Annotated in this window: 15 protein-coding genes; 8 read left to right on the top strand and 7 right to left on the bottom strand. The window is 61.7% G+C overall.

The window, feature by feature from the left end; translation table 11 throughout:
• Nucleotides 1-44: 44 nt before the first annotated feature.
• From OOZ53_RS04015 to otnI, 8 genes are all read left to right on the top strand, one after another.
• A complete protein-coding gene (locus OOZ53_RS04015) occupies nucleotides 45-623 on the top strand; it encodes a biotin transporter BioY (protein WP_271088031.1) in 579 nt (192 codons plus the stop codon).
• Nucleotides 623-2,155 carry an acyl-CoA carboxylase subunit beta gene (locus tag OOZ53_RS04010; RefSeq protein WP_271088030.1) on the top strand — a complete coding sequence of 511 codons (1,533 nt, stop codon included), beginning with the start codon at nucleotides 623-625 and terminating at the stop codon, nucleotides 2,153-2,155. The genes OOZ53_RS04015 and OOZ53_RS04010 overlap by 1 nt, the downstream gene beginning before the upstream one ends.
• Before the next feature lie 11 nt (nucleotides 2,156-2,166).
• On the top strand, nucleotides 2,167-4,176 hold the full coding sequence (locus OOZ53_RS04005) for an acetyl-CoA carboxylase biotin carboxylase subunit (protein WP_271088029.1): 2,010 nt from the start codon (nucleotides 2,167-2,169) through the stop codon (nucleotides 4,174-4,176).
• Nucleotides 4,173-5,081 (top strand): aldo/keto reductase, encoded by a 909-nt coding sequence (locus OOZ53_RS04000; protein WP_271088028.1) that lies wholly within the window; start codon nucleotides 4,173-4,175, stop codon nucleotides 5,079-5,081. Before OOZ53_RS04005 ends, OOZ53_RS04000 begins: the two co-directional genes overlap by 4 nt.
• A 10-nt stretch (nucleotides 5,082-5,091) precedes the next feature.
• Nucleotides 5,092-7,227 carry a methylmalonyl-CoA mutase gene (scpA, locus tag OOZ53_RS03995; protein WP_271088027.1) on the top strand — a complete coding sequence of 712 codons (2,136 nt, stop codon included), beginning with the start codon at nucleotides 5,092-5,094 and terminating at the stop codon, nucleotides 7,225-7,227.
• A gap of 156 nt (nucleotides 7,228-7,383) precedes the next feature.
• Nucleotides 7,384-9,546, top strand: a complete 2,163-nt coding sequence (locus tag OOZ53_RS03990; RefSeq protein WP_271088026.1) for a cation:dicarboxylate symporter family transporter — start codon at nucleotides 7,384-7,386, stop codon at nucleotides 9,544-9,546.
• Nucleotides 9,547-9,669: 123 nt separating this feature from the next.
• Nucleotides 9,670-11,238, top strand: coding sequence for a DUF427 domain-containing protein (locus OOZ53_RS03985; RefSeq protein WP_271088025.1), 1,569 nt, complete (start codon nucleotides 9,670-9,672; stop codon nucleotides 11,236-11,238).
• A gap of 12 nt (nucleotides 11,239-11,250) precedes the next feature.
• Entirely contained in the window at nucleotides 11,251-12,030 is a 780-nt protein-coding gene (gene otnI / locus OOZ53_RS03980; protein WP_271088024.1) for a 2-oxo-tetronate isomerase, read from the top strand.
• A gap of 6 nt (nucleotides 12,031-12,036) precedes the next feature.
• On the opposite strand, the gene OOZ53_RS03975 is transcribed toward otnI, so the two are convergent.
• Genes OOZ53_RS03975 through OOZ53_RS03945 form a run of 7 tightly spaced genes read right to left on the bottom strand, consistent with a single transcriptional unit; the run spans nucleotide 12,037 to nucleotide 18,542 of the window.
• Nucleotides 12,037-12,498 carry a deoxycytidylate deaminase gene (locus OOZ53_RS03975; RefSeq protein WP_271088022.1) on the bottom strand — a complete coding sequence of 154 codons (462 nt, stop codon included), beginning with the start codon at nucleotides 12,496-12,498 and terminating at the stop codon, nucleotides 12,037-12,039.
• Nucleotide 12,499: 1 nt separating this feature from the next.
• Nucleotides 12,500-13,936, bottom strand: a complete 1,437-nt coding sequence (locus tag OOZ53_RS03970) for an aldehyde dehydrogenase family protein (RefSeq protein ID WP_271088021.1) — start codon at nucleotides 13,934-13,936, stop codon at nucleotides 12,500-12,502.
• A gap of 35 nt (nucleotides 13,937-13,971) precedes the next feature.
• Entirely contained in the window at nucleotides 13,972-14,850 is an 879-nt protein-coding gene (locus tag OOZ53_RS03965; protein WP_271088020.1) for a dihydrodipicolinate synthase family protein, read from the bottom strand.
• A 3-nt stretch (nucleotides 14,851-14,853) separates the two neighbouring features.
• Nucleotides 14,854-15,216 carry a ferredoxin family protein gene (locus tag OOZ53_RS03960; RefSeq protein ID WP_271088019.1) on the bottom strand — a complete coding sequence of 121 codons (363 nt, stop codon included), beginning with the start codon at nucleotides 15,214-15,216 and terminating at the stop codon, nucleotides 14,854-14,856.
• Nucleotides 15,217-15,222: 6 nt separating this feature from the next.
• Nucleotides 15,223-15,999, bottom strand: a complete 777-nt coding sequence (locus tag OOZ53_RS03955; RefSeq protein ID WP_271088018.1) for an enoyl-CoA hydratase-related protein — start codon at nucleotides 15,997-15,999, stop codon at nucleotides 15,223-15,225.
• On the bottom strand, nucleotides 15,996-17,168 hold the full coding sequence (locus tag OOZ53_RS03950) for a CaiB/BaiF CoA transferase family protein (protein WP_271088017.1): 1,173 nt from the start codon (nucleotides 17,166-17,168) through the stop codon (nucleotides 15,996-15,998). Before OOZ53_RS03950 ends, OOZ53_RS03955 begins: the two co-directional genes overlap by 4 nt.
• Nucleotides 17,169-17,177: 9 nt before the next feature.
• Nucleotides 17,178-18,542 carry an FAD-dependent oxidoreductase gene (locus OOZ53_RS03945; RefSeq protein ID WP_271088016.1) on the bottom strand — a complete coding sequence of 455 codons (1,365 nt, stop codon included), beginning with the start codon at nucleotides 18,540-18,542 and terminating at the stop codon, nucleotides 17,178-17,180.
• Nucleotides 18,543-18,652 lie beyond the last annotated feature (110 nt).

Genomic DNA, 18,652 nt, shown 5'->3' with positions numbered 1-18,652 from the left:
GATCCATCCTTAAGGACCATCACTGTATTTCATGGAGGGATCCCGTGACGCTTTACGCCACCTTGACCGCCGGACGCAGCCATTCATTGCTGCGCGATTCACTCATTGTCGTTTCCGCCTCGATCCTGCTCGCATTGTCGGCGAAAGCCGCCGTTCCGTTCTTTCCGGTGCCGATGACCATGCAGACGCTTGTCGTTCTCGGTCTTGGTCTGGCGCTTGGCTCCAGGCTCGCGGTGCTTTCCGTGTTGCTCTATCTGGTGGAAGGGGCAGCCGGCCTTCCGGTCTTTTCCGGAACGCCCGAAAAGGGCATCGGGATCGCCTATATGATGGGTCCGACGGGCGGCTTCCTCATCGGCTTCGTGCTTGCCGCTGGTCTGACCGGCTGGCTGGCCGAGCGCGGATGGGACCGCAATATCGTCATGGCCTTTCTAGCGGCGCTCGCCGGAACGGTGATCCTCTATGTTCCCGGACTGTTGTGGCTGGGCGGCCTTGTCGGCTGGGACAAGCCGGTTCTGGCCTGGGGTCTTTACCCGTTCATTCTCGGTGATCTGACCAAGGCCGCGCTCGCTGCGCTCATCTTCCCGACCGCCTGGAAGTTCCTGAAATCGCGCGGTGCGGTGTGATGCTGGAAGTTCTCGAGCAACTGGAGGAAAAACGCCGGGAGGCCCATCTCGGCGGCGGCCAGCGCCGCATCGATGCTCAGCACGCCAAGGGCAAGCTGACCGCCCGTGAGCGGCTTGAAGTGCTGCTCGATGAAGGCTCCTTCGAAGAGTACGACATGTACAAGGCGCATCGCTGCTCGGATTTCGGCATGGAAAGCCAGCAGGTCGCCGGGGACGGGGTCGTCACCGGCTGGGGTACCATCAACGGTCGGCCGACCTATGTGTTCAGCCAGGACTTCACCGTCTTCGGAGGATCGCTGTCCGAAACCCATGCGGAGAAGATCTGCAAGGTGATGGACCTTGCCATGCAGAACGGCGTTCCGCTGATCGGCCTTAACGATTCGGGCGGCGCGCGCATCCAGGAAGGCGTCGCTTCGCTCGGCGGCTATGCGGAGGTCTTCTGGCGCAATGTCCAGGCCTCCGGCGTCATTCCCCAGATCTCCGTGATCATGGGGCCGTGCGCCGGCGGCGCTGTCTATTCGCCGGCAATGACGGACTTCATCTTCATGGTGAAGGACACGAGCTACATGTTCGTGACCGGCCCCGATGTGGTGAAGACCGTCACCAATGAGGTGGTGACAGCCGAGGAGCTGGGCGGCGCGTCGACCCATACGAAAAAGTCCTCGGTCGCGGACGGCGCTTTCGAGAACGATGTCGAGGCGCTGCTCGAAGTGCGGCGCATGTTCGACTTCCTGCCGCTGTCGAACCGCGAAAAACCGCCTGTCAGGCATACGCCCGATGCGGACGACCGCATGGAGAAAAGCCTCGACACGCTGGTGCCGGACAATCCCAACAAGCCATATGACATGCACGAGGTGATCGTGAAGGTCGCCGATGAGGGCGAGTTCTACGAGATCCAGCGGGATTTCGCCGGCAATATTCTGTGCGGCTTCATCCGCCTGAACGGTTCGACCGTCGGTGTCGTTGCCAACCAGCCGATGGTGCTGGCCGGCTGTCTCGACATCGACAGCGCCAAGAAGGCGGGCCGGTTCGTGCGCTTTTGCGATGCCTTCAACATCCCGATCCTGACGCTTGTCGATGTGCCGGGCTTCCTGCCCGGAACGGCGCAGGAATATGGCGGCATCATCAAGCACGGCGCCAAGCTGCTTTTCGCCTATGCCGAGGCAACGGTGCCGAAAGTCACGGTGATTACCCGCAAGGCCTATGGCGGCGCCTATGACGTCATGGCTTCCAAGCACATCCGCGCCGACGTCAACTATGCCTGGCCGACGGCTGAGATTGCGGTGATGGGTGCCAAGGGGGCGACCGAGATCCTGTATCGCTCGGAACTGGACGATCCGGACAAGATCGCCCAGCGCACCAAGGACTACGAAGACCGCTTCGCCAATCCGTTCGTGGCAGCCCAGCGCGGCTTCATCGACGAGGTGATTATGCCGCATTCGACGCGCCGGCGGGTGCTCAGGGCCTTCGAGCTTCTGAAGACCAAGCAGGCCGCAGCGCCTGACAAGAAACACGACAACATTCCGCTTTAGGGGACAGGCAGATGTTCAAGAAAATCCTGGTCGCCAATCGCGGCGAAATCGCCTGCCGCGTGTTCAAGACCGCCAAGCGGATGGGCATTGCCACGGTCGCCGTCTACTCGGAGGCGGACCGCAACGCGCTGCATGTGGAGATGGCCGACGAGGCGGTCTTCATCGGCCCGCCGGCCGCCGCGGAGAGCTATCTGGTGATCGACAGGATCGTCGAAGCGTGCAAGCAGACCGGCGCCGAAGCGGTGCATCCGGGCTACGGATTTCTTTCCGAACGCGCCGAGTTCGCCGAGCGGCTGGCCGCCGAAGGCATCGCCTTCATCGGGCCGCCAAGGGGCGCGATCGAGGCGATGGGCGACAAGATCACATCCAAGAAGATTGCAGCCGAGGCGGGCGTTTCGACAGTTCCGGGCGTCATGGGGCTGATCGACGATGCCGAGCATGCGGTGCGCATCGCCACCGATATCGGCTATCCGGTGATGATCAAGGCGAGTGCCGGCGGCGGCGGCAAGGGCATGCGCATTGCCTGGAACGACGAAGAGGCGCGCGAGGGTTTCGAGCGTTCCAAATCCGAGGCTGCTTCCAGCTTCGGCGACGACCGCATTTTTATCGAGAAATTCGTCACAGAGCCGCGTCACATCGAGATCCAGGTCCTTGCCGACACGAAGGGCAACTGCATCTATCTGGGCGAGCGTGAATGTTCGATCCAGCGGCGCAACCAGAAGGTTATCGAGGAGGCGCCGTCGCCATTCCTCGATGCGGAAACGCGCAAGGCGATGGGCGAACAGGCCGTGGCGCTTGCCAAGGCTGTCGACTACGCCAGCGCCGGGACGGTCGAGTTCATCGTCGACAAGGACCGCAATTTCTACTTCCTGGAAATGAACACGCGCCTGCAGGTGGAACACCCGGTCACCGAACTGATCACCGGCGTCGATCTTGTCGAGCAGATGATCCGGGTCGCCTCCGGCGAGGAACTCGGCATCGGCCAGGACGATATCAAGCTCAATGGCTGGGCGGTCGAAAGCCGGCTCTATGCGGAAGATCCCTACCGCAATTTCCTGCCGTCCATCGGGCGGCTGACGCGGTACCGCCCGCCGCAGGAAGGCACCGGCGAAAACGGTCATATCGTGCGCAACGATACCGGCGTCTTCGAAGGCGGCGAGATTTCGATGTTCTACGATCCGATGATCGCCAAGCTGTGCACTTGGGCGCCGGACCGCAGCGGGGCGGTGGAAAGCATGGCCGATGCCCTCGATCATTTCGAGGTCGAGGGAATCGGCCACAACATTCCATTCCTGTCGGCGGTCATGGATCATGGCCGGTTCCGTTCGGGCGACATCACCACCGCCTTTATCGCCGAGGAATATCCTGACGGGTTCGTGGGCGTCGAAGCGGACAGCCAGACCGCCAGAGACCTTTCTGCGGTTGCCGCTGTTCTCGATGCAATCGAGGGCGAGCGTCGCGACGTTACCGCGAGCAAACGCTTTTCGGACAATGGCGGCCCGGATGCGGGCGAAAAGACCGTGCGCATGGATCGTGAGAACACCAAGGTGCGTGTATCGCGTGACGATGACGGCTATTCGGTGACCGTCGGCGAAAAGGAGCCGATGCGGCTGACGACATCCTGGCAGCCCGGAGAAACATTGGCTTTGCTGGAGATCGATGGCGCTTCCGCCGCCTTCAAGGTCGATCCCGCTCCGGGCGGTTATCGCCTGCGGCATCGCGGCATCGACCAGACGGTTCAGGTCCTTTCCACCCGGGTGGCAGAGCTTGCGGCGCTGATGCCGGAAAAACTGCCGCCGGATACGTCGAAGATGCTGCTTTGCCCGATGCCGGGGTTGGTGGTCGCGCTGCATGTGGAGGAGGGCGCCGAGGTCGAGGAAGGCCAGTCGCTGGCGATCGTCGAAGCCATGAAAATGGAGAATGTCCTGAGGGCGGAGCGACCGGGCAAGGTCGCGAAAATACCGGTCTCGGTGGGCGACAGCCTGGCGGTCGATGAGGTGATCATGGAGTTCGAGGCTTGAGCGACCCGGAGACATTCCTGACGGTGAAGCCGCGTGGCAGACTGGTCGGCCGCGAGGTCGGACGGCTGGCCTATGGATGCTGGCGCCTGCCGGGAACGCCGCAGGATGCCCTGCGCGGAAAGATCGACGCGGCGCTTGAAATCGGCGCCAACATCATCGATACCGCCGCCGTCTATGGCGCTGGCGCCGCCGAGGAAATGCTTGGTGTGCTTTTGTCCGAGCGCCCATCGTTTCGCGACGAGATCGTGCTTGTCACGAAGGGCGGCATCACACCGCCGGTTCCTTACAATTCGTCCAGGCAGGAACTGATCGCTTCCTGCGAAGCCTCGCTGCGGCGTCTCAAAAGCGACGCGGTCGATGTCTTTCTCGTCCATCGCCCGGATTTCCTGACGAGCCCGGCGGAAGTGGCCGAAGCGCTGAACGAACTGATCTGGAGCGGCAAGACGCACGCGGTCGGCGTTTCGAACTATTCACCGGAACAGACGCGCGCCCTGCAGTCTTTCCTCGATGTTCCGCTTGCTGTGACACAGCCGGAATTTTCGGCCCTGCACACGCAACCGCTTTTTGACGGCACGCTCGACCATGCTCAGAGCGCTTCCGTCATACCCCTGGCCTGGTCGCCCCTGGCGGGCGGGTCATTGGCGACCGGTCGGGCGCCGGATAGGGCGGATCTCCGCGCCGCCGGGCTGGTCGCCGTTCTGGACAGAATTGCGAATGACAATGGATCGACGCGTGAATGCGTGGCCCTTGCCTGGCTGCTGGCGCATCCGGCGGGCGTCGTTCCCATTATCGGCACCCAGTCCCCGGAGCGCATCCGGGCGGCCGCGGGCGCCTTTGAAATCAAGATGAGCCGTCGCGACTGGTACGAAATCCTGGAAGCCAGTCGCGGTGAGCGGATGCCGTGAGGACGAACCCATGACGAAAACGGAACGCGACTGGATCGAACTGGCAACCAAGGAGCTGAAGGGCAATCCGCCCTCGGATCTGAACTGGGAAACGCCGGAGGGTATCACCATCAAGCCGTTCTACGGTGCCGATGACCTGCCTGCCGCGGTGGCAGGCGAACTTCCCGGCTTTGCCCCTTTTACCCGCGGTATCCGAGGCACAATGTATGCCGGGCGTCCGTGGACGATCCGTCAATATGCCGGTTTCTCCACCGCCGAGGAATCCAACGCCTTTTATCGCAAGAACCTCGCCGGTGGGCAGAAGGGCCTTTCGGTCGCCTTCGATCTGGCCACCCACCGTGGCTATGATTCCGATCATCCGCGCGTCGTCGGCGATGTCGGCAAGGCCGGTGTGGCGATCGATTCCGTCGAGGATATGAAGATCCTGTTCGACGGCATTCCGCTCGATCAGATGTCTGTTTCGATGACCATGAACGGCGCCGTCATTCCCGTTCTGGCGATGTTCATTGTCGCAGGTGAGGAGCAGGGCGTCGACCGGTCCGCGCTTTCCGGCACGATCCAGAACGATATCCTCAAGGAGTTCATGGTCCGCAACACCTATATCTACCCGCCGGAATCCTCGATGCGCATCGTGGCCGATATTATCGAGTACACGGCGCGCGAAATGCCGAAATTCAACTCGATCTCGATCTCCGGCTACCACATGCAGGAGGCGGGCTCGACGCTCGCCCAGGAGCTTGCCTACACGCTGGCCGACGGCATGGAATATGTCCGCGCGGCGATGAGCAAGGGTCTCGACGTCGATGCGTTCGCCGGGCGGCTGTCCTTCTTCTTCTGCATCGGCATGAATTTCTTCATGGAAGCCGCCAAACTCAGGGCCGCGCGGCAGATCTGGTCGAAGATCATGACCGATTTCGGCGCCAAGTCGGAGCGCTCGAAGATGCTGCGCACCCATTGCCAGACGTCGGGTGTGTCGCTTACCGAGCAGGATCCCTACAACAACATCGTGCGCACCGCCTTCGAGGCCATGGCTGCCGCTCTGGGGGGCACGCAGTCCCTGCATACCAATTCCTTTGACGAGGCGATCGCACTGCCGACCGAGTTCTCGGCGCGCATCGCCCGCAACACGCAGCTGATCCTGCAGCACGAGACGGGCGTGACGAATGTCGTCGACCCGCTCGGCGGCTCCTACTATGTCGAGGCGCTGACCAAGGAACTGGTGGACGAGGCCTGGCGAATGATCGAGGAGGTCGAGAGCCTCGGCGGCATGACCAAGGCTGTCGAACAAGGTCTGCCGAAGATGCGGATCGAGGAGGCCGCGGCCCGCAGGCAGGCACGCATCGACAAGGGCGAGGATGTCATTGTCGGCGTCAATCGCTACCGTCTCGAAGACGAACCGAAGGTCGATATACTGGAGATCGACAATGACAAGGTGCGCAATGCGCAGATCGCGCGGCTGAACAAGATGCGCCAGGCGCGCGACAAGAAGGCATATGAAGCCGCAATCGGAACCTTGGAGGAGGTGGCGGCGTCCGGTACGGGCAACCTGCTGGACGCCGCGGTCGAGGCGGCGCGCGCACGGGCGAGCCTCGGTGAAATCTCCGATGCCATGGAGCGGGCGTTCAACCGTCACAAGGCGACCACGAGGGTTATTTCCGGCGTTTACGGCGATGCCTATAAGGGCGATGCGCAATACGAGCTGATCCAGAAGAAAATCGCCGACTACCGGAACGACAGGCAGCGCGAGCCGCGCATCCTGGTGGCAAAGATGGGGCAGGACGGGCATGACCGCGGGGCGAAGGTGATCGCCACGGCCTTTGCCGATATGGGTTTCGATGTCGAATTGTCCGATATGTTCGAGACGCCGCCCGAGGTTGCGTCCAAGGCGGTCGCGGGCGATGTCGACGTGATCGGCGTCTCGTCGCTTGCTGCCGGTCACCGCACGCTGGTGCCCGAACTGATCGGTGCGTTGAAGGCGGCCGGCCGAGACGACATCATCGTCATCTGCGGCGGCGTGATCCCCGAGCAGGATTACGATTTCCTGCAGAATGCCGGTGTGACAGCGATCTTCGGCCCCGGCTCCAACGTTCTCGACGCTGCCAATGTCGTTCTGGCCGAAGTGGCGGGCATGCGGCGCAACCGCTGACCGTCAGGCGACCGGGGGCATGAGAAAGACCGTTTGCGCGGTCCGCGACCTGTTTTGATTTTGTTGTAGAATCATACTTGTATTCCATCCTACAGTTGCGACTGGAGGCAGCGCGGCGCGTGCTGCCTGAAATTTCAGCGGCAGGAGAGCGGACCATTGCAGAGCAAGCGCTTACCGCTATACGTGCTCTTCGGCGGCGCGGCCGGGATACTCATCGGCCTTTTCAGCCCGCTGCTGGCCGCGATCGTGGCGCCGGTCGGGGACATTTACGTCCGTCTGATGGAAGTCGTGGTGCTTCCCTATCTCATCTCTTCGCTGATCCTCGGTCTGGGACAATTGGCGCCTGAAACGGCGCGCAAACTCTTCCGCAAAAGCTGGGCCATTTACCTGGCGCTGTGGGCCATGACGTTTACGGTCCTTCTGTTTGCATCCCTGACGGTGCCTCTGGTCAGGCAGGCGGCCGTCGTGGATTTCTCCGGTGCTCTCAGCGCACTCACGAGCCAGGGCGCGTCACTGATCGACCTGCTGGTTCCCGACAATTTGTTTCAGGCGTTGAGCAACAACTACATTCCTTCGATCGTCCTCATGGGGCTTATCTTCGGCATCGCGGTCCAGCGGAGCAACAAACCGACGGAGTTGCTGGACATGCTGTCGGTGGTCCGGCAGGCCTGTATCCGCATCTGGGAATGGGTTGTCCTGCTGGCGCCGATCGGCGTGTGCGCGCTTTTCGCCAGTTCCATCAGCTCGATGGATCCGGAAGGCTACGCGGCGATGTCCATCTACATCGTCGTTGTCATGTTGTCGGCGCTGCTGCTGAGCCTGTGGATCCTGCCGATGATGCTGACGGCTTTCCTGCCCATGAAATACTGGGAGCTGATGTCGGAGCTGAAGGAGGCGTTCCTGATTGCCGTCGTCACGTCGTTGTCTGTTGCGTCGCTGCCGATGATCCAGCGGGCAACGCAGAACATGGCGGAAAAATACTGCGAAGCCGAAAAAGAAACGGAGCAGAGGGAAATCATTCAGACGACGCTTTCGGTGAGCTATCCGCTGGCTCAGATCGGCAATTTCTTCATCCTGGCGTTTCTGCTTTACGCATCCTTCTATTTCTTCATCCCGCTGACCGGTTGGCAGCTCATCGAGTTGCCGGTGGTTACCCTGCTTTCGGGCTTCGGCTCCCCGACGTCTTCAATCGGGGCTGTCGCCTTCATGGCGAACTGGCTGAACATGCCTTCGGAGACGACCAATCTCTATGTCGAGACGATGGCAATCACGCGCTATGCCCAGGTGCTCGCCTCCGTTGCCGGCTTCGCATTCGTGACCATACTTGTCACTTTCGCCTTTTACGGGCGGCTGCGTTTCGATATCAGGCGGTTCGTGGTCACCATTGCCGTTGCCGCCATTTGCATGACGGCGATCCTGTCCCTCGGCCGCCTGGGCGGAACGCATATCCAGCTGCATTCGGAAACGAACTATCTGGAAATGGGTTTGCCGGCGGAGGTGCAGGCGCTTAGCGACGAGAATCTTGTCTCCAGGCTGTCCAAGGGCGATGCGCAAGAGACGGGCAGCGCGCCCGAAGCTGCGAAAAGGGGCGAAGCCGTGAATGTGCTGGGACGTATCCAGTCAAATGGCGTGTTGCGCGTCGGGATCAATCCGAATGTCATGCCCTTCACCTATGAGAACAATAAGGGGCGGCTCGTCGGCTATGACGTGGAGCTGATGTACCGTTTCGCGCAGAGCATGAGTGTCGAGATCGTGTTCGTCCCCTATGACTGGCAGTCGCTCATCAAGAACCTGACCGAGTACGAGTTCGATATCGCCATCGGCGGGATTTACATTACCAAGGACAGGCTGGAGGCCGTCACGGTCAGTGATCCCTATTATGAAAACCCGCTGGCCCTGATCGTGCGCACGGACCAGATCAACGATTTCGCGTCACGCGGGAAGATCAATGCGATCGAGAACCTGACGATCGCCGTCTTCGACGATCCGGTGCTCATTCCGGCCGCGCGGCGCAGCTTTCCCTCGGCAAATATCAGGGTCCTGCCCAACTACGACAATCTGGAGAACGAGGAAGGCGTCGATGCTGCGATCTGGACGCTGGAACAGGCGCGCGCCTGGGCGATTTCCCACGGCGGTTACTCCACGGCGGTGCCGCGGGACATTGCGACCCGGTTCCTGTTCGCCTATCTGATGCCGCCGGATGCGCCCGGTCTCTCCGACTATCTGAACTACTGGATGCGGTTGCAGAAAGACAACGGCGTGCTTGCCGATATGACCAAGCGGTGGATCGATCCGGCGGCAACGGATTCAGAGCGTTAGCGGCATTTGTGGAGAAATTGATTCATCCGTTGGTGGGGCAGGGCACGCCCGGGCGGTCCAATGCCGCCCGCCTGCTGCCATCCGGCCATTGGATTTTCGGCAAAGGACGACCATCTATAAGCCATGACAGTTCATCCAGATTCCAAATCGCTTGGCTACCGGCTTGCCGTTTCGCCGCTTTCCGGCGAAACCGTTGCGAAGTGCGGTGACGAAATCCTGGCCGCCAGCCACGGCGCCAAGCTGATGCACGAGACACGGCTGCCATCCGTCGTTTACTTCCCGCAGAGGGACGTCAAGGCCAAGCTGCTGCAGACAAGCGACCACCGAACTTTCTGCCCGTTCAAGGGCACGGCCACCTATTGGGACGTCGAGATCGGCGGGCGCATCTACGAGAACGGCGCCTGGTCCTACAAGAATGCGATCCCGGAAGCCCGCGACATCGAGGGCATGGTCAGTTTCATGCCCAATGTGCTCGGTTCGGTGGACATTGCGGATGCGGGTGCCGATGCGACGGAATACGGCAATATCTCCGGGCCGACCATTGACTGGATCATGCGGGAAGCATGGCTTTGCGGATCACCCGAGGAACTGACGGCGGCCATTGCCCGCAAGTTCAACGAGGACGGTATCGCCATCTATCGCATGAGCGTCCTGATCTGGTCGCTGCACCCGATGATCGCCGGACGCAACTATGTCTGGTCCAAGAAAGACGGGAAGGTCCATATCAACACACCATCCTATGACATCTTCAACCATCCGAACTATGTGAACAGCCCTTTGCGGCATGTGGCGAACGGTCTTGGCGGCGTGCGCCAAAATCTTCTCAGCGACGAAGTCGAGTTCAGCTTTCCGATCATGGAAGATTTGAAGGCGGAAGGCGGGACGGATTATGTGGCGATGCCGCTGCCTTTTTCGAATGGCCAGATCAACGTCATGACATTGACCTGCGATCACCCGGATGGTTTCACCACGGCCAATCTCGGGCTTGTCTTCGAATGTGCTTCCGTCATCAGCCGGCTCTATGAAGTGTTCACGCTTCGCGATAATGCCTCGGCGCTGCTCGAAACCTATCTGGGCAAGGGCACGGGTGCGCGGGTGCTTGGCGGCGAAATCCGCCGCGGCGACGGTGACGAGATCGATGCGGCTATTCTATTCTGCGATCTGCGCGGTTCGTCGCGGCTGGAAGGGGAGATGGGACGGCAGGATTATCTGGACCTTCTCAACCAGTTTTTCGAGGTAACCACAGATATCGTGCATGAAAATGGCGGCGAGGTGCTGAAGTTCATCGGCGATGCGGTGCTGGCGATCTTTCCCGCAGGTGAGGATCAGGCCAAGGCTTGCCGGCAGGCGCTCTCGGCGGCACTGATGATCGACCGCGACGTCAATATGGGACTGGGCGAGTCGGACGACAGGATACGCTGCGCTATCGGTCTCGCCTTCGGCAATGTCACCTATGGCAATGTCGGATCGGAAGGGCGGCTCGATTTCACCGTGATCGGTTCAGCCGCAAATGTCGCCGCGCGGCTCGGCGATCTCGGAAAGCAGCTCGGGCACCGCGTGGTCACCACAAAAACGATTACCGACGGACATGATGCCCGAATGCAGTCGCTCGGTGCGTTTGAACTGCGCAACGTGTCCAGTCCGGTGGAAGCCTTCGCGCCGGCCGCAGACATTCATGTCAATTCCGGCTGACGGATAGCGCCCATGCCGCGATTTTCAGCCAACATCTCTATGATGTTCCATGAACACCCGTTCCTGGAGCGCTTCGGGGCGGCGCGCGATGCGGGTTTCGAGGCCGTGGAGTTTCTGTTCCCCTATGAATGGCCGGTTGATTCACTGGCGCGTGCCGTTGGGGACAGCGGTCATTCCATCAGTATATTCAACCTCTCGCCGGGCGACTGGGAACGGGGCGAGCGCGGTCTGGCCTGTATTCCCGGCCGCGAAGCGGAGTTCAGGGAGTTCGTCGAGACGGCGATCGCTTATGCCGAGGCGACCGGCGCCAGGCGGCTCCACGCATTGGCCGGAATCCCCGGAGCGCTTCCGTTTGCAACGGCGCGCGCGACTTACCTGGAAAATCTGCGGTTTGCTGCTGAGCGTCTGGGCGAAGCCGGGCTCGAAATGACCATCGAGCCGATCAACGGGCGCGACATGCCGGGCTATTTCCTGTCGTCGACCGAACTGGCCGCCGAGATCCTTCGCGAACTGGGTCTTGCCAATGTCGGCCTGCAATTCGATGTCTATCATCACCAGATCATGCATGGCGATATCCTGCACAGCCTCGAGCGCTACATGCCGCTGATCCGGCACATACAGATCGCCGGCGTGCCCGAACGGCACGAACCCGACAGCGGCGAACTGGATTACGTCAGCGTCTTCAAGGAAATCGACGCGCTGGGCTATGATGGTTGGGTCGGGTGCGAGTATCGCCCCAAGGCCGGAACGGTCGAGGGGCTCGGCTGGATGCGGGCACTGACGGGCGTATAGTCGCCGCTATTCGCCGTGGGTCGTCAGCGTGACGCCGGCTTCGGCCAACAGAATCTCTGACACGTCGAAACTGTGATCCAGCGCGCCGTCATGCGCGGGTTTCGGCGGGCAGATAACTGTCGTGATGCCACTCTGGATGATGGCGCGCGCGCAATCGGCGCAGGGGAACCGGTTAACGTAGATCGTGCAGCCGTCGAGTGGCGTGCCCATGCGTGCGGCATTGTAGATGGCATTGCGCTCGGCATGCTCGAACCAGAAGAATTTCTCGCCCGATGCCCGGTCGAAGCGCGCGTCGTCATTTGCCTTCACGCCGCGCGGCAGGCCGTTATAGCCGGTGGAGCGGATTTCGAGATCATCGCCGACGATGACGGCGCCGACGGAAAAGTCCCGGTCCTCCGTCCAGGACGCGATGTGATCGGCGAGCTCCATGAATCGCCGATCCCACTTTTGCTTTTTGTCGCCGCACATGTCAGCCCGCGTAGACGTAGGACGTCTTGACGGTCGTGTAGAACTCGACCGCGTAGCGGCCCTGTTCGCGGGCGCCGAAGGAGGAGCCTTTGCGCCCGCCGAAGGGCACGTGGTAATCGACACCGGCGGTCGGCAGATTGACCATCACCATGCCGGCTTCCACCTTGCGCTTGAAATTGCGGGCATGTTTCAGGCTCTGCGTGCAGATCCCGGCCGACAAGCCGAAATCCGTGTCATTGGCCACCGCGATCGCTTCGTCGAAATCGCCGACCTTGATGATCGAACCGCAGGGGCCGAATATTTCCTCGCGGTTGATGCGCATATCGTTGCGCGTGCCGACGAACAGGGCAGGGGCCTGGTAGAAGCCGTTGTCGGAAAGCTCAAGCCGCTCTCCGCCGATCACTTCCTCGGCCTCGCCCTTGGCGATCTCGACATATTCAAGGTTCGAATTGAGCTGCCTGGCGTCGACCACGGGGCCGATCTGGGTCGCCTGATCGAGCGCGTTGCCGATCTTGAGTTCCTTAATCGCCCGGGTCATTTCGTCGACGAAGGCGTCGTGGATGCCCGCTTCGACGATGAGCCGGGACGAAGCGGTGCAGCGCTGCCCGGTGGAAAAGAAGGTGCCGTTGATACAGGCCGGAACCGCCACGGACAGGTCGGCATCGTTGAGCACGACCATCGGGTTCTTGCCGCCCATTTCCAGCTGCACCTTCTTGCGCAGCCGCCCGCAGGTCTCGGCGATGCGCTGGCCTGTCGCGACCGATCCGGTGAAGGAAATGGCCGCGATATCCGGGTGGTTGATCAATGCCTCGCCGACGACCGAGCCACGGCCCATCACCAGGTTGAAGACACCGGCCGGGCAGCCGCAGTCGTGCAGGATGCCGGCAATCACATGGGCGCAGCCGGGCGTCAGGTCGGCCGGCTTGATGACGACGCAGTTTCCGTAGGCAAGGGCCGGGGCGATCTTCCAGGCGGGGATGGCGATGGGGAAGTTCCAGGGCGTGATCAGGCCGACGATGCCGACCGGTTCGCGCGTTACTTCGATATCGATATCGGGCCGCACCGAGGCCTGCAGGTCGCCGGACTGGCGCAGCGCCTCGCCGGCGAAGAACTTGAAGACCTGCGCGGCGCGCATGGTCTCGCCGATGCCTTCGGCAAGCGTTTTGCCTTCCTCGCGCGAAAGCAGCCGTCCGATCTCGTCCTTGCGCGCGGCAATGGTGTTGCCGACCGCGTCCAGCACATCGTGGCGCGCCTGCGGCGTTGCATCCCGCCAGGCGGGAAAGGCGGCCCTGGCGGCATCGACGGCAGCATCGACGCTTTCGGCCGTTCCATAGGAATAGGCGCCGATGACATCCGACACATCCGACGGATTGATGTTGTCCTGGTAGTTGCCGAAACTGATCCAGTCAGCGCCGATCAGATTGTCGTGCTTGGTCATTTTGATCCTCTAGAGTGATGTTTCTTCAAAGCCTGTCATGCCGCTTCGAGCCTCTCAATTGCCTCTGACAGGACGGTGTGTTGCGCATCGTCCAGTTCGCGGAACGGTGGGAGAACGTGCTGCCATCGCGGATCGCGGGTGCGGCGGGAGACCAGGTATTTGACCGATGGGACCAGAGGCTGGGCCGAGATGGCGGAGCGGACATCGGAGATCTTGGTCACGAGCGCCGGGTCAGGGTCCTGGCGATTTGTCCAGAGCCGTTCGGAAAGCTGCGGCGCTTCATTGACGGTCGCGGAGATACAGCCGGCAAATCCGCTTCGCGCTGCCTCGCCAAGCGCCACTTCCGAACTCGGGAAGACCTTGAGCCCCGGCATGCGCGCCGTCAGGTCGCGGCAATAGGCAAGATCGCCGGAAGAATCCTTGATGCCGGCAAATCGCTCGGGCCACATGCCGTGCAGCCGTTCGATCAGGGAGACCGGCAGGTTTATCCCGGTCATCTGTGGAAAATTGTAGAAATAGATGGCGACCGGGCGCGAGCCGAGCGTTTCGTGGAGGCGCCCGTGCCAGTCGAACAGGCCGTCTTCGGATGCCGGTTTATAGTAGTAGGGCGGCAGCACCAGCGCGACCTTGAACCCGAGATCATCGGCGGTTTCCGTGAGATCGACCGTTTCGGAGAGCGACGGCGTGCCGGTGCCGACCATCAGACGGGAGCTGTCGAGATCCTCGGCCGCCCAGGTCATGACCGTCTTTCGCGCAGGCGTTGCGAAGGAGTTGGCTTCGCCCGTCGAGCCGAGCACGTTCAGCCCGTCGCAGCCATTGTCCAATGCCCAACGGCAATGGGCGGAAAACAGCTCGCGGATCGGCTCTCCGCCGGTGTCGATCGGGGTGGGGACGGCGGCAATGATACCTTGCATCGATTATGAACTTTCCTTTTGCGCCTGCGCGTCGGCTAGCGGATTGTGCGGAGCTGCGGCAACGAGCGGGTGATCCTTGTCGGCCGACATGTCGGAACTCCAACCGCCCGGACTGCCCAGCCCGGTTATCGCATCTTCGAAATACTCGCGGTTGATGGCAACATAAATCTCTTCTTCCGCGGCGACTTCGTCGTCCCAGCGAATGGCATCGACCGGGCAGACGGTTTCGCACAGCCCGCACTCGATGCATTCGACCGGATGGATGTAATACATGCGCGCGCCCTCATAGATGCAGTCCACGGGGCACACTTTGGTGCATTCGCCGTCCTTGACGTCAATGCACTCGCTTTTGATGATCAGCGTCATCTTTCGCTAGCGACCCTTCCACTGCGGCGGGCGCTTTTCGCGGAAGGCGGCGACACCTTCTTCGCCGTCTTCACTGCCAAGGGCAGCCAGAAGTTCCGGCAGTTTGAGCTGGCTCGCATCCATGGCCGGCAGGTGGGCGGTTTGCTTGATGGTGGCCTTGATGGCAGCAAGGGCAAGCGGCGCGCAGGACAGGACATCGGCAACCCAGCGCTCGACCTCCTCATCCAGTTCCACAGCCGGGACGACAGCGTTGAGGAGGCCGTGTGATTGTGCCTCGGCGGCCGGCATCAACCGGCCGGTCATCATCAGACCCGCAGCTATCTTCTGCGGGATCAGCCGTGGCAGCATGACGATGCCGCCGGCGACGGGGAGGCGTCCGACCTTGGCTTCCGGCAGTCCGAAGCGTGCACTGTCCGAGGCGATCACGATATCGCAGCCAAGCACCATTTCCATGCCGCCGCCCAGCGCCACGCCGTTGACCCTGCCGATGACCGGAACCTTTAGGCTCTGACGCAGCGCAATGCCGCCGAAACCATTCGGGTTGAGCGAGGTCCAGTATTCAATGCCGGTCTTGCCATCATCCGATTTGAGATCCGCTCCGGCGCAAAAGGCGCGATCACCCGCGCCGGTCAATACAACGCAGCGAATATCCGCATTGCCCTCGATCTCGGTCCAGATGCGCTCCAGCTCGATCTCGGTCGGCTCGTCGACGGCGTTCATGCGATCCGGCCGGTTCAGGGTAACGCGCGCAACGCCGTCCTCGATGCGGAAATCGACGCTCATATCGCCACCTTGTCCTTGGCGCCCTGCAGCCCGAATTCGGAAAGCACTTCATCGGTATGCTCGCCAAGCCTTGGCGGGGTGTGGCGGACCGTCAGCGGCGCGTCGCTCAGATGGACCGGGGATCCGACAAGCCGGAGCGGTCCGATCACCGGATGCTCGATATCGACCAGCATGTCGTTGATGGCCGTCTGCGGATCGTCCAGCGCGTCGCCGAGGGCGCGCACCGGCGCGCAAAGAAGATCCTGCTCCTCGAGACGTGCGAGCCAATGGGCCGTGGTGTTCGTCGCAAAATGCTTGCGGAAAAGCTCCTGCAGATAGGGCTTGTTCTTGCGCTGTGTTGCAAGGTCCGGATATTGCGGCGAGATATCGTCGATGCCGAGCGCGTTGCAGATGTCCTGCAGGGGATTGGCCTTGAACGCACCGACGAGAACAATCGCGCCGTCCGTCGTGTCGAACACGCCCGTCAGCGGCATGGCCGCCCAGTTGAGGACCTCGCGGTGCTTGCTCCACTGGGCCGCCTCCTGCATCTGCATGGCGATCATGGAATCGTAGAGCGATACGCCCACCTTCTGCCCGACGCCGGTCTTTTCCCGCATCAAAAGGGCCGCCAGGACGCCCTGAACCAGGTGCATCCCGGCGGTATAGTCGCACAGGGTCGTGGGATAGATGGAACGCGGGATGGACGGGTCGGCGGTCTTTTCCATGACACCGCTCATGGCCTGGGCCAGTACGTCCTGGCCGCCCTTGTGGGCATAGGGGCCCTTTTCGCCGAAGCCGGTGCCGGAGGCGCAGATGATGCGCGGGTTGATCTTCTTCAGATCCTCATAGCCGAAGCCCAGCCGATCCATGACGCCGGCGCGGAAATTGTCGACCACCACATCGCAATGCTTCACCATCTCGTAGACGGCGTTTTTGCCGTCTTCGGACTTGGTGTCGATCTCGACGGACCGCTTGTTGCGGTTGAGCGAGGAGAACACGGCATTGTTCATGGCGGCTTCCGAGGTTTCGCCGAAGAAATTGCGCGACAGGTCGCCGGCGCCGGGCCGCTCGATCTTGATCACGTCGGCGCCGAAATCGGCAAGCATCTGCGTGGCGCAGGGGCCAAGCATCACCTGCGTGAAATCGAGAATGCGCACACCGTCGAGGGGCTTTGCGTTCGTATCGGTCATTTTTTGTCCTCAGGCCGTGACTGTGTCTTCGATGAGGGCGTTGGCGGACGGAACATCGCCCGGATCGGCTCCCTGCGCCCGCATCTGTTTCTGGATCAGCTTCGCATCGACATCGCGCAGTGCCGTGCCGGCATTCAGGGCCAGTGAAACGGCGACACCGGCGGCTTCGCCCTGTGACATGCATGGCGGTATCTCGCGCGACAGTTTCTGTGCGTCGCTGTCGACCGAGTAGTGCCGGCCGGCGACGATCAGATTGTCGATGCCCTTCGGCAGCAATGCCCGGTAAGGCGTGTAGTAGTCGCGGCCGCGGCACACGCTGTCGGCGAAGTAGCGCCGGCTGGCGACATCTTTCTTGGTCACCACATATTCGCCCTGCAGGAGCCGGGTCTGGCGGATGCCCATCTGCTCGGCGGCGCCGAGCATCTTGGCGCTTTCGAAGCCGGGAAGGTTTTCGCGGGCGAAATGAAGCAGGTTCATCATGCGCTCGCGGCCCTCGAACTCGGCTGCGACCATGTCCTCCGGCGAAATGCCGTCATAGCCCGGCATATGCGGGCAATTGCACCACACGACACCGGGCAGCGGGGTTTTCAGCCACCACATTCCCCAAGCGCCGCCGATGCGCCGGCGCGCCTCGCGGTCGAGTTTCTTGTAGGCCTCCGGCTCGCTGTATTCGAAGGCTTCCGCTCGGTCCGTATCGACATCCATCAGGCGGAAAACCGTGGTGACGATATACTGGCCGTTGATGAAGGATGCGCCGGCGGATGCCGCGACATCAAGGTCGCCGGATGCGTCGATGACCATGCCGGCCTTGATCGCCTGGCGGCCGAGCTTGGTCTGGACGATAATGCCGGTGACGCGGTTGTCTTCGATCAGGGCTTCGGAGAACCAGCTGTGCAGACGCAGATTGACGCCGGCTTCGCGCACCAGATCGAGGCTGACGCGCTTCCAGCAATCCGGATCGAAGGCGACCGCATGGATGATCGGCTGGGGCATACCGGTCTTGTGGAAGTCGATGCAGCCCCAGCGCGACCATTTCTGCCACATCTCCCAGTTGGTCAGGCAATCTTCGCGCGGCGGATAGACGGCGCCGTCCTGGCTTTCCATCCGGTCGACGAATTCCGTCACGATGCCGGTGGTGACGATCTCGTTACCCTCATTGACCATGTCGTCGAGCACGAGAACCATGCCGCCGGACGCCATGCCGCCGAGGTGGTGGTAACGTTCGACCAGCGTGACGGAGCAGCCATTGCGGGCCGCGGAGACCGCGGCGGACAATCCGGCCGGACCGGCGCCGATGACAACGACGTCGGTGGCTGCGACCACGGGTATCTGCTCGCTCTTTGAAAGGATGTGGTCCCTTGTCTGTTCGGCCATCTATCTGTCTCCTTGGGCGCAACCAGCATGCCGATCAGCAGCTTTGTTGCAGTTAAATTCTTTATTCTCAGTATCTTATGCGGACTTGCGATGATCTTGATTCAATGGCC

Source organism: Allohoeflea poritis (genome assembly GCF_027889715.1).
Taxonomy (GTDB): Bacteria; Pseudomonadota; Alphaproteobacteria; order Rhizobiales; family Rhizobiaceae; genus Hoeflea_A; species Hoeflea_A poritis.
This window is presented reverse-complemented; position numbering and strand designations above follow the sequence as displayed.